At 70.7% G+C, this 13,573-nt stretch carries 16 protein-coding genes; 2 read left to right on the top strand and 14 right to left on the bottom strand.

What is annotated here, in order from left to right:
* Positions 1 to 16: 16 nt before the first annotated feature.
* The 7 genes from ABZ342_RS31555 to guaB form a co-directional block, all read right to left on the bottom strand.
* The gene (locus tag ABZ342_RS31555; RefSeq protein ID WP_360480641.1) at positions 17 to 637 is read right to left on the bottom strand and encodes a DUF3558 domain-containing protein; all 621 of its coding nucleotides are present in this window, start codon (positions 635 to 637) and stop codon (positions 17 to 19) included.
* Positions 637 to 1,044, bottom strand: a complete 408-nt coding sequence (locus ABZ342_RS31560; RefSeq protein WP_360480644.1) for a hypothetical protein — start codon at positions 1,042 to 1,044, stop codon at positions 637 to 639. Before ABZ342_RS31560 ends, ABZ342_RS31555 begins: the two co-directional genes overlap by 1 nt.
* 92 nt (positions 1,045 to 1,136) lie before the next feature.
* Positions 1,137 to 2,270 carry a GuaB3 family IMP dehydrogenase-related protein gene (locus ABZ342_RS31565; protein ID WP_155548929.1) on the bottom strand — a complete coding sequence of 378 codons (1,134 nt, stop codon included), beginning with the start codon at positions 2,268 to 2,270 and terminating at the stop codon, positions 1,137 to 1,139.
* A 76-nt stretch (positions 2,271 to 2,346) separates the two neighbouring features.
* Positions 2,347 to 2,832 carry a hypothetical protein gene (locus ABZ342_RS31570; protein WP_360480647.1) on the bottom strand — a complete coding sequence of 162 codons (486 nt, stop codon included), beginning with the start codon at positions 2,830 to 2,832 and terminating at the stop codon, positions 2,347 to 2,349.
* 2 nt (positions 2,833 to 2,834) lie between these two features.
* On the bottom strand, positions 2,835 to 3,362 hold the full coding sequence (locus ABZ342_RS31575; protein WP_155548927.1) for a hypothetical protein: 528 nt from the start codon (positions 3,360 to 3,362) through the stop codon (positions 2,835 to 2,837).
* 74 nt (positions 3,363 to 3,436) lie between these two features.
* Positions 3,437 to 3,883 (bottom strand): DUF3574 domain-containing protein, encoded by a 447-nt coding sequence (locus tag ABZ342_RS31580; protein ID WP_360480650.1) that lies wholly within the window; start codon positions 3,881 to 3,883, stop codon positions 3,437 to 3,439.
* Positions 3,884 to 3,954: 71 nt separating this feature from the next.
* Entirely contained in the window at positions 3,955 to 5,466 is a 1,512-nt protein-coding gene (gene guaB / locus ABZ342_RS31585) for an IMP dehydrogenase (protein ID WP_155548926.1), read from the bottom strand.
* A gap of 129 nt (positions 5,467 to 5,595) precedes the next feature.
* On the opposite strand from guaB, the gene ABZ342_RS31590 reads away from it, so the two are divergent.
* Positions 5,596 to 5,991, top strand: coding sequence for a DUF5319 domain-containing protein (locus tag ABZ342_RS31590; protein WP_155548925.1), 396 nt, complete (start codon positions 5,596 to 5,598; stop codon positions 5,989 to 5,991).
* Positions 5,992 to 6,052: 61 nt separating this feature from the next.
* Here the strand turns inward: ABZ342_RS31590 and ABZ342_RS31595 are convergent, their stop codons facing one another.
* The 5 genes from ABZ342_RS31595 to ABZ342_RS31615 all read right to left on the bottom strand — a co-directional run bounded on the left by ABZ342_RS31595 (position 6,053) and on the right by ABZ342_RS31615 (position 10,599).
* Positions 6,053 to 6,988 carry an anti-sigma-D factor RsdA gene (locus tag ABZ342_RS31595; protein WP_360480654.1) on the bottom strand — a complete coding sequence of 312 codons (936 nt, stop codon included), beginning with the start codon at positions 6,986 to 6,988 and terminating at the stop codon, positions 6,053 to 6,055.
* Positions 6,989 to 7,561, bottom strand: a complete 573-nt coding sequence (locus ABZ342_RS31600; RefSeq protein ID WP_026468912.1) for a sigma-70 family RNA polymerase sigma factor — start codon at positions 7,559 to 7,561, stop codon at positions 6,989 to 6,991.
* A 395-nt stretch (positions 7,562 to 7,956) separates the two neighbouring features.
* Positions 7,957 to 8,553, bottom strand: coding sequence for a response regulator transcription factor (locus tag ABZ342_RS31605; protein WP_003073605.1), 597 nt, complete (start codon positions 8,551 to 8,553; stop codon positions 7,957 to 7,959).
* A gap of 131 nt (positions 8,554 to 8,684) precedes the next feature.
* On the bottom strand, positions 8,685 to 9,551 hold the full coding sequence (locus ABZ342_RS31610; protein ID WP_360480657.1) for a hypothetical protein: 867 nt from the start codon (positions 9,549 to 9,551) through the stop codon (positions 8,685 to 8,687).
* A gap of 103 nt (positions 9,552 to 9,654) precedes the next feature.
* Positions 9,655 to 10,599 (bottom strand): MerR family transcriptional regulator, encoded by a 945-nt coding sequence (locus ABZ342_RS31615; RefSeq protein WP_155548922.1) that lies wholly within the window; start codon positions 10,597 to 10,599, stop codon positions 9,655 to 9,657.
* A 209-nt stretch (positions 10,600 to 10,808) separates the two neighbouring features.
* Between ABZ342_RS31615 and ABZ342_RS31620 the strand changes: the two genes are divergently transcribed.
* Positions 10,809 to 11,111 (top strand): WhiB family transcriptional regulator, encoded by a 303-nt coding sequence (locus tag ABZ342_RS31620; protein WP_043792619.1) that lies wholly within the window; start codon positions 10,809 to 10,811, stop codon positions 11,109 to 11,111.
* A 129-nt stretch (positions 11,112 to 11,240) separates the two neighbouring features.
* Here ABZ342_RS31620 and groL read toward each other — a convergent pair whose 3' ends face one another.
* Positions 11,241 to 12,854, bottom strand: coding sequence for a chaperonin GroEL (gene groL, locus ABZ342_RS31625; protein ID WP_360480662.1), 1,614 nt, complete (start codon positions 12,852 to 12,854; stop codon positions 11,241 to 11,243).
* 98 nt (positions 12,855 to 12,952) lie between these two features.
* Positions 12,953 to 13,246 carry a co-chaperone GroES gene (gene groES / locus ABZ342_RS31630; RefSeq protein WP_007031106.1) on the bottom strand — a complete coding sequence of 98 codons (294 nt, stop codon included), beginning with the start codon at positions 13,244 to 13,246 and terminating at the stop codon, positions 12,953 to 12,955.
* Positions 13,247 to 13,573 lie beyond the last annotated feature (327 nt).

Genomic DNA, 13,573 nt, shown 5'->3' on the forward strand with positions numbered 1-13,573 from the left:
CCGGGAGCTGACCCCGTCAGCTCCCGGCTTTCGCATTGCCCAGCACCATCGCCGTGACCTGGCGCGCGGCCTCGCAGGGGTCACTCTTGCCGATGTTCTTCTCGGACTGATCAACGCTGATGTCGATGGTTTGCGTATCACTGGTCCCGACGGCGACGGTGCACTCTCCCTTGGCCCGCTGATCTCCGACGCCGTCGTAAGCAGCCAACGGGTACCCGTCGACTGGCTCCAGCGGCTCGACGAAGGGATAGACATTCCCCTTCGCGGCATAGACCCTGGTCAAGCCGCGCTTGTCCAGCTTGCCGAAAATGATGCCGACGCCGGCCCGGCCAGGCGCTTCCCAGTTGCACACCGGACCCACGTCCGCGTCGGGCTCGGGTTTTATCTCCACCGCCGAACCCAGCAACCCGGCAACCTGGGCCGGCGTCAACGCATCACACGGCGACCGCTGCAGCCTCGTGAGGTCGATCGGGTTCGCCACCTTCGGCACGCCCGGCCCAGGAACCTCGTCCACCGCCCCGGAGGAAGGCGCCGCGCCCGACACCGACGGAACCGGAACCGCCGTACCCCCGTTTGTGGTGCCACAAGCCCCGAGCACCAGCAACGCGGCACTCAACAGAATGATCACGCGGCGCATCACAGACTGCCTCCGGCCTGGTCGATCTCGGTCCGACCAGCGTCCTCGGTAGCAGCGTACTGACCCGACGCCGCCCGAAACCTGGCCGCCATCGCCCGGCAGTACTCCTCACGTGCGGCCAAGGTGTCCAGCAACGCCTTGCCAGAGGTCCGGATCAGGTCGGCATTGCCTTGGCTGGCGTATTCGAGCCCCGGGCCCTGAGCGCTGGCAATGTAGTTCGCCTTCTGGCGATCTTCCCGGAACTCGTCGGCCATGTCGTCCCAGTCCTTGGCGAGTTCGCGGAGCGTCGCCTCGTCGTAGGCGAACCCGGCCCCGGGATCACCCGACGCTCCATACGAACCCGCCACCGGAACACCGTTGGGGCCAGGCAACGACCAGTCCCCCTCCGGGTCGTACACGGAACCCATCGTCGCCCTCCCCGGCCACGCAGCGCTCTACGTCGGACACTCTGTGTCGTCAGACTCGCAGAACACTAGCAAGGTTCCCGCCGCGTCGACTCTCACCGGCGGACGGTGAGCCCCACCCGCTGGAACTCCTTGAGGTCCGAATACCCCGTCTTCGCCATCGCACGACGGAGCGCCCCGAACAGATTCACCACGCCTTCCGCGTCGGACGACGGCCCGAACAGCAGGGTCTTCAGGTCGACGGCGTAGTCCGGCCCGGCCGCCACGCGCGAGCGCGGCAGGGACGGGTGCGCGGCCGCCGCCGTCCAGTACAGGCCCTGACCCGGTGCGTCCGACGCCGCGGCCAGCGGGGAGCCGAGCATGACGGCGTCCGCTCCGCACGCGATTGCCTTCGCGATGTCGCCGGAGACCGTCATGCCGCCGTCCGCCAGTACGTGCACGTAGCGGCCGCCGGTCTCGTCGAGGTAGTCGCGGCGGGCGGCCGCGGCGTCGATGATCGCCGTGGCCATCGGGACGCCGATGCCGAGGACGCGGTCGGTGCTCGTCACGCCCGGCGTGTAGCCGTGGCCGACGATGACGCCGGCCGCGCCGGTGCGCATCAGGTGCATCGCCGTGCGGTAGTCGCTGACGCCGCCGGCGATCACCGGCACGTCGAGGCGGCCGATGAAGTCCTTGAGGTTCAGCGGCTCGGCGTCGCGCTGCACGTGCTCAGCCGAGATGATCGTGCCCTGCACGACCAGGATCTCGACGCCGGCCGCGATCAGGTCCGGGGTCAGCTCGGCGGCGTGCTGCGGGCTGACGCGCGCGGCGACCGTGACGCCGGATTCGCGGACGGTCTTGATCGCCTCGGTCAGCAGGTCGAGCCGGATCGGCGCGGCGTGCAGCTCCTGCAGCACCCGGCCGACCGCGGTCGGGTCCTCGAGGTCCTCGGCCGCGCGCACCAGCTGGAAGATGGCGTCCTCGACGTTCGCGTGCCGCGCCCACAGACCCTCGGCGTTGAGCACGCCCAGGCCGCCCAGCTCACCGACGGCGACCGCGGTGCCCGGCGAGACGATCGCGTCCGTCGGGTGCGTGACGAGCGGCAGGTCGAAGCGGTAGGCGTCGATCTGCCAGGAGGTGGACACCACCGAAGACGACCGGGTCCGCCGCGACGGCACGATCTCGACGTCGTCGAGGTCATAAGCCCGCCGCGCGGTGCGGCCCATCCCGATCTCGACCAGGTCCCGCACGTGAAGCCTCCTCCGACGACGACAATCTGCCGTGCCCCATTGTCGCTAGTCCGCGTGGGTGACCCGCGCACGGGGGTTAGAACAGCAGCAACACCGGCAGCGCGCCCGCCGCGAACCCGGCCGTCGCGGTCAACGCGGCCAGCGCGGGCCGGTCCGCTTCCGCGACCCAGATCAGCGTGAAGACCAGCGCCATGACCGCGATCGCCGCCACGAAGACGCCGACGGCGACGGGCGAATTCCCGACCCTGACCCGGTGACCGGCGGCCTCCACGGCCTGCACCGACCGCCCGAGCTCGGAAACATCCAGGCGGACCGGCACTCCCGGCTCCAGGTCGAGGCTCGCGTCGCCCGATTCGACCTCGAAGCGCTCGCCCGCCGCCGTGCGGAGGACGAGGTCGTACCGGTGGCCCGTCGAGCTCGAGTCGTGCTGGCCCCGGCTCTCGACGGTGGCTTCTTCCCGCTCGGCCGGTCCGCCCGCGTCGAGGACCCCCCACGTCCCGAAGGCCAGCGCGGCCCCGGCGAGGGCCGCGCCCACCACGGAGACGACGAGGCTCGCGGCCACGGCTACACCCGCACGAAGACGATGACGGGCGCCAGCAGCGCGCCCAGGGCCAGGGCCAGCCAGGTCGCCACCGGTGGGTAGACGTTCAGCCGGACCGCGCCGAAGTACATCGCGCCCAACGCGAGCAGGGCCGCGCAGATCAGCAGCACCGGCCGGATCACGCCCGGCCGCAGGTCGACCACGCCGCCGCCGGCGCTGAGGTAGGCGATGCTGCCGTCCGCCGTCGAGACGTCGAGCGCGACCGGCTGCCCGGCCGGCAGGTCGAGGCCGGGATCGACCGCGGTGACGCGGTAGAGCCGGTTCCCGGCGTCGATCGCGACGGTGTGGCTGACCGCCTCGTCGTCCCCGCCGACCGGGAGCGCTCCCCGCTCGTGGGACAGGACGTGCCCTTCGACGCGGAAGGTGGGCGCGTCGCGGCCGGCCAGCACCTGGCACATCAGGCAGACGATCCCGCCGAGGAACAGCGACGCGAGCGCGACGGCCGTGAAGAACACCTTGCGCAGCAGGCGCGTGAAGCGGCTGACCGTCATGCCGTTCAGTGCACACCAAAGTGGCCACGCAAGGCGATAGGCCGATTACCGTAAGCACGCTAGGTTACGAAAACTCAGAAGGAGACCTTCGCCACTGAGTCCGAACGCAGTACCGACTCCTGCTGGAACTGCTTTTCGTAGTCGGCGCGCAGGCCTTCGATCTCCCGCTCGGCCTCGCGGTCGGCGAACGGGTAGAGCAGTACGACCACATGGGTGTGCTCGCGCACGATCGTCCCGGACCCGCCGCGCCACTGGCCGCTGCCGTCGAGCCGGGTGAAGCCGTCCGGGAACGCCGCGGTGATCTCCCGGTCGGAGAAGGCGGCGAACTCCTTGTCGGTCACCTCGGTGCCGTCCGGCTTGCCGGTGCCGAAGAACAGCTCGGTGCGCTTCCAGAGTTCACCGGGTGACTGGATCTGCGCCGGCGCAGCCGGGGTGTCGGCCGCCGACGCCACGACACCGCCGCCCAGCCCCAGCGCCGCCGAAGCGGCCGCGACCACGACGGTCCGTCGGGAAATCGCCATTCGTCCTCCCAGGTCGATGCGCTCCGAGTGTTCCGGGCGCACCGACCTGGGGGAATGATCGAAAGGGCGGACTAACGCGTCGTGTAGTTCGGGGCCTCGACGGTCATCGTGATGTCGTGCGGGTGGCTCTCCTTGAGACCGGCCGCGGTGATCCGGACCAGCTGGGCTTCCTGCAGCTCGGCGATCGTGTTGGCGCCGGCGTAGCCCATGCCCGAGCGCAGGCCGCCGACGAGCTGGTGCACGACGTTGGCCAGCGGCCCGCGGAACGGGATGCGGCCTTCGATGCCTTCGGGGACCAGCTTGTCCTCGCTCAGCACGTCGTCCTGGGCGTAGCGGTCCTTGGAGTACGACTTCGCCTGGCCCCGCGACTGCATCGCGCCGAGCGAGCCCATGCCGCGGTAGACCTTGAACTGCTTGCCGTTGACCAGGATCAGGTCACCGGGCGACTCGGCGGTGCCGGCCAGCAGGCTGCCCAGCATCACCGTGGACGCGCCGGACGCGATCGCCTTCGCGATGTCGCCGGAGTACTGGATGCCGCCGTCGCCGATCACCGGAACGCCCGCCGGGCGGCACGCCTGGTCGGCCTCGTAGATCGCGGAGATCTGCGGGACGCCGACGCCCGCGACGATCCGGGTGGTGCAGATCGAGCCCGGGCCGACGCCGACCTTGACGCCGTCCGCGCCCGCGTCGACCAGCGCCTGCGCGCCCGCGCGGGTCGCGACGTTGCCGCCGACGATGTCGACCGCGTCGCCCAGCTCCTTCTTCAGCAGGCTCACCGTGTCGACGACCGCCCGGGAGTGCCCGTGCGCGGTGTCGACCATCAGGACGTCGACGCCCGCGTCGGCCAGCGCCATCGCGCGCTTGTGACCGTCCGGGCCGACGCCGACCGCGGCGCCGACGATCAGGCGGCCGTCCGGGTCCTTCGTCGCCTTCGGGTACTGCTCGGTCTTCACGAAGTCCTTGACCGTGATCAACCCGCGCAGCTTGCCCGCGCCGTCGACGATCGGCAGCTTCTCGATCTTGTGCCGGCGCAGCAGGCCGAGCGCGGCGTCCGCGGACACGCCGACCTGGGCGGTGACCAGCGGCGCCTTCGTCATCACCTCGGACACCGGGCGGCTGTGGTCCACCTCGAAGCGCATGTCGCGGTTGGTGATGATGCCCACCAGCGCGCCGGACGCGTCGGCCACCGGCACCCCGGAGATGCGGAACTTCGCGCACAGCGCGTCGACCTCGGCCAGCGTCGCGTCGGGCGAGCAGGTGACCGGGTCGGTGACCATGCCCGCCTCGGACCGCTTCACGACCTCGACGGCGGCGGCCTGCTCGTCGATCGGCAGGTTGCGCTGGAGCACGCCGATGCCGCCCTGGCGGGCCATGGCGATGGCCATCCGGGCCTCGGTGACGGTGTCCATCGCGGCGGAGACCAGCGGGATGCCGAGGGTGATGTTCCGGGTCAGCCGCGTGCCGGTGTCCACCGCGCTGGGCACGACGTCGGATTCGGCGGGCAGCAGCAGCACGTCGTCGAAGGTCAGGCCGAGCATGGCGAACTTGGCCGGCATGGGGGCGGTGATGCCGTCGCTGGTCATAGCGGGTGAAGGGCCTTCCTGACGCGGGATGAGCGGGGTCGCTGTGGCGACTCGGAGCCTTCCCCTCATGATATCCGCCGCGCGGGCCCGCCCCGGGCGGTGGGCGAGCCGCGGGGACCGCCCGGTACCGTGCAGGCCGTGGCGCATGATGTCCTGCCTCCAGACCCGTTCGCGGACGACCCGGACGACCCGGCCCGGGCGTTCCTCGTCGACGAGGACCGGCTGGACGAGCCGATCAGCGACTCCGAACGCACGGAGCTGCTGGCCGACCTCTCCGATCTGGCCGTCTACCAGGCGCTCCTCGAGCCCCGCGGGGTCCGCGGGATCGTCGTCGACTGCGGCGAGTGCGACGAACCGCACTACCACGACTGGCACCTGCTGCGGGCCAGCCTGGAGCAGCTGCTGGCCGATGGGCGGATGCGCCCGCACGAGCCGGCCTACGACCCGAACCCGGGCGACTACGTGAGCTGGGACTACTGCCGGGGCTTTGCCGACGGCGTAACGGCCAACGAAAGCGCCTACTGAGTCAGAACGCGAAAGAGCCCTGGTGAGCTTGCTCACCAGGGCTCTTTCGTATCCGAAGCTCTTACTCGCCGCCGGCGCTCTGGCCGCCGACGGAGGACTCGCTGCGGCCCGTGTTCGTGCCGGGGTCGTTGCCACTCGCGGCCGTGGTGCTCGGCGGCGGCTCGGTGGTCGGCGGAGGCGGCGTGGTGGTCGGCGGCGGGGGCGTCGGGGTCGGCGTCCCGGTGCCCGGCAGGCTGGTGGTGCCACTGCCGCTGCCCGGGATGGACGTCGCCGAGCCGGCCGGCGGCACCTGCGTCGGCGAGGCACCGGGCGGCACCAGCGTCGGAGTCGTCTGGGTCGGGCCCTGGACCGGCGCTTCCGGGTTCTGGAGCTGCGCGGCGAGCTGCCGGTGCTGCTCCATCAGCTGGTCGCGGTTGTCTTCGTCGCTGACCTGCGACAGGGCGGCCTGCGCGGCGTCGAGGGCTTCGCGGGCGGCGTCGAGGTTGCCGCCGGCGATGGCGAGGTTCGCCTTCTCGAGGTCGACCTTCGCGTTCGCGGCCGCCTCGACCGAGCGGGTGTGATCGGAGTACAGGACCTTCGCGAGGCCCCACAGGGTGTCGCCGGGTTCTGCGGAGCGCGCGGCCAGCCCGGTGCCGGTGAACGCGATCGCCAGCACAGCGGCGGCGACGGCGACCGGGACGAGCAGCCTGCGGCGGCGTCCGCTCGAAGCGTGTTGCTTCGCGAGACTCGCGGTGGTGACGGTCCGCACAGCGGTGTCGACGTCGACCAGTTCGGCCAGAGGCTCACTGTCGATGTCTCTTCGCCACGCGACCAGCAGCGCGTTGAGCTCCTGATCGCCGAGACCGTCGGCCAGCGCCGGGTCGGACCCGCCGAGCGCGTCGAGCAGAGCATCGTCCGCTTGGACCGCCGACAGGTCGGCGGCGAACTCCGCCTCCGAAGACGACAAGCCATTGCCGAACACGTCATCGGGCTCGTAGCCCTTCTCGTGACCGGTCACTCAGATCACCTCCTCCGCGGCCAGGACCTTTCTCAGCCGCGCGAGGGCGCGGTGCTGGGCGACGCGGACGGCACCGGGCGTGGAGCCGACCGCATCCGCGGTCTCCTCCGCCGACAGGCCCACGACCACGCGCAACACCACGATCTCCCGCTGCTTGTCCGGCAGCACCTGCAACAACTGGGACATCCGCTCGTTCAGCTCACCTTGCAGCGCCCGCTGCTCGGGACCGACCCCGCCCTCGACTTCGTCGGGGATCTCGGCCACCGGCTCGGCCCGGTTGCGCGCCGCGGCGCGATGCGCGTCGGCCACCTTGTGCTGGGCGATCCCGTAGACGAAGGCCAGGAACGGACGGCCTTGATCGCGGTACGAAGGCAATGCCGTTAGCACCGCGAGACACACCTCCTGCGCAACGTCGTCCGCCGAAGCGAAAGATCGCTCCTGCCTGCCAACCCGGGCGCGGCAATACCGCACTACCAGTGGACGGATAGCAGCCAGCAGCCGCTCCACTGCCTGGGGATCTCCCTCGACAGCAGCGGCGACCGGTTCATCCAGTCCATCCCCCACATTGGCCATCGCAGACAACAGTCCCAGTGTTACGTGTAGGTGTGCAAAGAACCCGGCCCGTGGTCGCCTCCACCCCGAACCGGTGACCGCTACCGTACCTTCGGGCCGCTTCGGACCGGCGCGCGCGGTGCTTCCCGGCGCGCCGCACCGTCTGAAGGCACGGAAATACGGATGGTCCTGCAGACCCGCGGTCGTCATCGCCGATTCAACGAACGAACGGTGTCGCGGGTACGAGATCCGTCGGAGGGACGGGTGCCGGGACGGGGTTCCGCCCGGTGGCTGCCCGAAGGGGCGCCGGAGTGTGATGGGGACCACACAAGTGCGGGCCAGGGCGGTGCGCGCCCTGGCCCGTCGTCACCTGTATTCCGGCCGTGTCAGGATCGAGGAGAAGCCGCGGGGACGGGTCAGCTGACCAGGCCGCGACGGAAGCCGTGCGCCACGGCCTGCGCGCGGTCGCGCACGCCGAGCTTGCGGAACAGCCGCCGGGCGTGGGTCTTCACCGTGTCCTCGGACAGGTAGAGCTCGCGGCCGATCTGGCCGTTGCTCTTGCCCTGGCTCATCCCGCGGAGCACCTGAAGCTCGCGCTCGGTCAGCTGGACGCCCGGGTCGGACGGCTGACGGGGCGCGGGCACCGAGGTGCTCGCCAGGGTGTGAGCCAGTGCGGCGACCAGCTCCGGCCGGGACGCGTCCCAGCGGAGGTAGCCACGGGCACCGCCGGCGATCGCCGCGGCGATGCTGCCCGCGTCGTCGGGGGCACCGAAGACGATGACGTTCGCCTGGGGGTTGGCGGAGACGAGCCGTCGAGTGGCTTCGACACCTGTCGGGACCGCGCGTTGCGTTCCGACCAGCACGACGTCGACGGGCTGACGGGAGTACCGGGCCAGCAGCTCGTCACCGTGCGCTACGCAGTCGATGCGACTGACCCCAGGGACCGCGGACATCACTCGGGTGAGCCCTTCACGGACACTGCGTCGGTCGTCGCAGATCAAGACCGTCGTCACGGGGTTTCCTTCCTGCAGCCGGGTGACATTCCACTTCCCCTATCGGACGCTTTAGCCCGAACCTTGACACGATCCGGTGGCTTTTTTTGAAGTTTCTTAGCCCGGATGCCGGAACACCCCATTCCGACGGCTCAACCACCCGGGGCGGGGACCCATGGTGATTCCCCCGCGATCCTCCTCCCGCAAGGATCTGCGCTTCGTAACACTGCGTGCAACACCTCTGCCACTCTGAATCGATACTCCTCGGCGTGTCCTGGGCGCAGATCGGCCATGACGAGGGCGGCCGGCCACAAAAGTGAAAGCAGTTCGCATTCCTCGGCCGTCGCCATTGCATTTCCGACAAGACCGTCCGAAATCTCCCGGTGATCGGGAGCCCCGGCGGCCCGCAGGGCCACGGCCAGCACAATCCCGGATTTCACGACGTGCCGCCGAGCACCGCGGGCTTCGGCCGTTTCGAATGCGCGCTCGGCGTGCGGCACGGCGGCGGTGCCCTGACCTGCGGCGAGCTCGATCTCGGCCCCGACCCAGCCGCCGCGGACCCGGGCTCGCCACCGATCGTCCTCGCGGGTCGCACGCTCGGCGAGCCTGCGAGCGGCACCGAGGCGCCCGAGGGCGAGGTTGTCGGCGGCCAGGCCGAGGAGGGCATCGGCTCGCGCGCCGGCGGCGTCGAGACCGTCCGGGTCGGGGCGGCTGTCTCGGCCGGCTGCTTTCGCGAAGGCCTCACCGTCGAGCGCACGAGCCTGCCGGTGGCCGCCCAGCTGCCTCCGGTGGGCGGCGAGGGTGCTGGCGGCGAGTGAGGCCTCGACCGGACCGGCTTCGTGCCTCAGGGGCCCAAGCAGAGCCGCGGCGGCGGCATACCGGCCTTGGGCGCCGAGCACGATGGCGGCGAGCAGCCGTTCCCGGGGGGTGCGGGCCCCTCCGCCGGCTCCGCGCGTGACGGCGGGGTCCGGGAGCGGATCGCTCCCGAACGCGGCGGCCCTGAGGGCGGGTTCGTGCACCCGTCCTTTCTAGCGGGTGGCACCGACAGAAACATGATCGAAGTGAGCGGCCTCTACGGCGAAGTTGTCCACAACCAGACCCCGCCTGTGGACAACTCGGGAGCTACCCGCGTCCGCCCACCAGGACGTGCTCGAGCCGGTCTGCCGCGCCCGGTAGATCGGTCAGCAGCTCCACCTTGTCCGGCAGCCCCGCCGGGTCCCATCCGGGCCCGCACGCGAACAGCCGGCTTCGCTGCCTGCCCCGGGACACCCTCGCGAACAGCCGCGTGTCCGCCACCCCGCGGCGGTGGGCCCACAGGACCACCGCCGCCGGCGCGCTGCGGCGGACCGCCACCGCCAGCACCTCCGCCGGCAACGGCACCCCGAACAGCTGCGCCCCGATGCGGCGGCCGGCCAGGGACGCCGCCAGTGCGTACATCGGCATCGAGTCGCGCTCCTCCGGGACGCAGCCCAGCAGCACCGGGCGCGTGTTGCGGGGCTCGTCCAGCACCGGGGTCGCGCGGACCAGCGCCGCGAACACGCACTCCGCCAGCAGGTACTCGACCTCCGCGCCCGCGCTCGCGCCGCGCCAGCGGGCTCCCAGGGCCGACAGCACCGGCTCGACCACGCCCGTCCACGCCGGGAGGACGCCCAGCTCGGCGATCGTGTCCGCGAGCATCCGCTGGACCGCGCCCACGTCCATCGCCAACGCCGCCGTGCTCAGGCGGCGGGCCAGGCGGGAACGGACCTCGAGTCCGTCGTCGGCGCCGGACACCCCCGGAGGGTCCTCGGGCTCCTCCGGCTGGGGTGGGCCGGAGCGCGGCATCTGCTCGAGGGCGTAGCGCGCGGCCTCGGCCGTCGACGCGCCGCTCAGCAACGCTCGCTGCATCAGTTCCAGGCGGCCGATGTCGGAGCTGCCGTAGCGGCGGTGACGGCCGTCGGTGTGCCGGCTGGGGCCCAGCCCGTAGCGGCGGTCCCAGGTTCGGAGGGTGGACGGCGCGACCCCGAGCCGGCGGGCGACCGAGGCCACCGGCAGGGTGGGTTCTTCGGTACCCGACCCAGCTCCCACGAGCCTCAATATCCAGGCACTCAGCGCAGTCGGCAACCGGAGGCGAAACCCCTGCTCACACATCCGGGGGATGCCTAACGGCTGAATCGAACCGAATCGCTTGAACAACTATTGGCGCGCTTCTAACGTTACCGCCGTTGCACCGAATGGAGTATCGGCACCACAGCAGAGCAGCTAGCGGCATCGACCGATTGACGGAGGCGGTCAGGATGGCAGACACGCGCAGGCTCCCAGGACCCAACGCCGACATGTGGGACTGGCAGCTCGAAGGGTCGTGCCGGGGGATGGACAGCGCGTCCTTCTTTCACCCGGACGGCGAGCGCGGCCCGGCGCGGGCACGGCGGGAGGCCAGGGCGAAGGCGGTCTGCCTGAGCTGCCCCGTCCTGGAGATGTGCCGCAGCCACGCGCTGGCCGTGCACGAGCCCTACGGCATCTGGGGCGGGCTCTCGGAGTCCGAGCGGGAGCACCTCATCAAGTCCGACAAACGCGCGCTCAGCATGTCCGGCGGCTGAGCGCCCCACAGACATCGGAGGGCGGCACCGGGTGGGGTGCCGCCCTCCGTGCTCTTCACGACAAGCTCCCGACGACGAAACCGGGCGGCACTCCAGCTGGAGTGCCGCCCGGTTTCGTTTCGAAGAGCGTCAGTGCGAGTGGCCGTGGCCACCCGCGGCGGGCTCTTCCTCGGCCGGCTTCTCGACGATCGACGACTCCGTCGTCAGCACGAGACGCGCGATCGAGGCGGCGTTCGCCACCGCGGACCGGGTCACCTTGACCGGGTCGACGATGCCGGCGGCCAGCAGGTCGGTGAGCTCGCCGGTGGCGGCGTTGAAGCCGTGCCCCCAGCTCTGCTCCCGCACCTTGTTGACGATGACCGCGCCCTCGTGGCCCGCGTTGGTCGCGATCCAGAACAGCGGGGCGGACAGCGCGTCGCGCACGATGCGGACACCGGTCGCTTCGTCGCCCTCGAGGCCGAGGCCGCCTTCGAGCTCCTTGACCGCGTGCACCAGCGCCGAACCGCCGCCGGGCAGGATGCCCTCTTCGACGGCCGCCTTGGTCGAAGCCACGGCGTCCTCGATGCGGTGCTTGCGCTCGTTCAGCTCGGTCTCGGTGGCCGCGCCGACCTTGATGACCGCGACGCCGCCGCCGAGCTTCGCGAGCCGCTCCTGCAGCTTCTCGCGGTCCCAGTCGGAGTCGGTCGTCTCGATCTCCTTGCGGATCTGCGCGACCCGCCCGGAGATGGCGTCCTTGGTGCCGCCACCGTCGACGATCGTGGTGTCGTCCTTGGTGACGACGATGCGGCGGGCCTTGCCCAGCGCGCCGAGGTCGACGTCGGCCAGCTTGCGGCCGATCTCGGCGGAGATGACCTCGCCGCCGGTGACGACCGCGAGGTCGTCCAGGAACGCCTTGCGGCGGTCGCCGAAGAACGGCGCCTTGACCGCGACGGCGGTGATCGTCTTGCGCAGCGAGTTCACCACGAGGGTGGACAGCGCTTCGCCGTCGACGTCCTCGGCGATGATGAGCAGCGGCTTCTTGGCCTCGACGACCTTCTCGAGCACCGGCAGCAGCTCGGCCAGCGACGAGACCTTCTCGCGGACGAGCAGGATGTAGGCGTCCTCGAGGATCGCCTTCTGCTCCTCCGGGTTGGTCGCGAAGTGCGCCGAGAGGAAGCCCTTGTCGAACTGGACGCCTTCGGTGATCACCAGCTCGGTCGCCAGGGTCGACGACTCCTCGATGGTGATGACGCCGTCTTCGCCGACCTTCTCGACGGCTTCGCCGAGCAGGGCGCCGATGTTGGCGTCGCGCGAGGTCACGGTGCCGACCTGGGCGATGCTCTCGCGGCCCTTGACCGGGGTGGCCTTGCTCTTGAGGACCTCGATGACCTTCTCCGCGGCGGCCTCGATGCCGCGGCCGATCGAGGTCGGGTTGGCGCCGGCCGCGACGTTGCGCAGGCCGACCTTCACCAGCGACTGCGCGAGCACGGTCGCGGTCGTGGTGCCGTCGCCGGCGACGTCGTTGGTCTTGGTGGCGACGCTCTTGGCGAGCTGGGCGCCGAGGTTCTCGAAGGGGTCGTCGAGCTCGATCTCACGGGCGACGGTCACGCCGTCGAGGGTGATGGTCGGGCCGCCGAACTTCTTGTCGAGCACGACGTGACGACCGCGCGGGCCGAGGGTGACCTTGACCGCGTCGGCGAGCTTGTTCACCCCGCGCTCCAGCGCGCGACGAGCGTCCTCGTCGAAACTGATCTGCTTGGGCATAGCGTGTTCCGCTTACCTTTCGGTGTCTTTGAAACGCAAGAACGCCCCGCTCCCCGGCGTTGTGCGGGGCCCGGGGCGTCATGCGCTGCGAGCGGACGTCAGTTGATGACGGCCAGCACGTCGCGGGCGGACAGGATCAGGTAGTCCTCACCGTTGTACTTGACCTCGGTGCCGCCGTACTTCGAGTAGATGACGACATCGCCGACGGAGACATCGAGCGGGACGCGGTTGCCCTTGTCGTCGATGCGGCCCGGGCCCACGGCCAGAACCTTGCCCTCCTGGGGCTTCTCCTTGGCGGTGTCGGGGATGACGAGGCCGGAAGCGGTCGTCTCCTCGGCCTCACTCGTCTGGACAACGATCTTGTCCTCGAGCGGCTTGATGTTCACGCTCACCGGGTTGACCTCCACGGTCGTCGAAAGCGTTGGCAGGATGTGGTTACGGCTCTACCACCCCCGCCGTCGCGGGTGCCGGGGCTGTCGGGCCGTGCGATTAGCACTCTAGCCACGTGAGTGCCAGTCGTGCAAGGAGGGTCCCCACCGGCGAGTGAAGCAGCCTCGAACGACCCCCTGACCGGCGCCAACACAGACCGCCCTGGACCTCCCCCGCCCCTCGTCCCCGCCGCAGTCAGCACCGGAGACCCGGGGTCAAGGGTGAGCGAAGCTCATCGCGAAGCGACGCCGAAGGCGCCCTTGAGGCCGGGTATCCGGTGTTGAACAATC

The organism is Amycolatopsis sp. NPDC005961 (assembly GCF_040629235.1).
GTDB classification, from domain to species: domain Bacteria; phylum Actinomycetota; class Actinomycetes; order Mycobacteriales; family Pseudonocardiaceae; genus Amycolatopsis; species Amycolatopsis camponoti.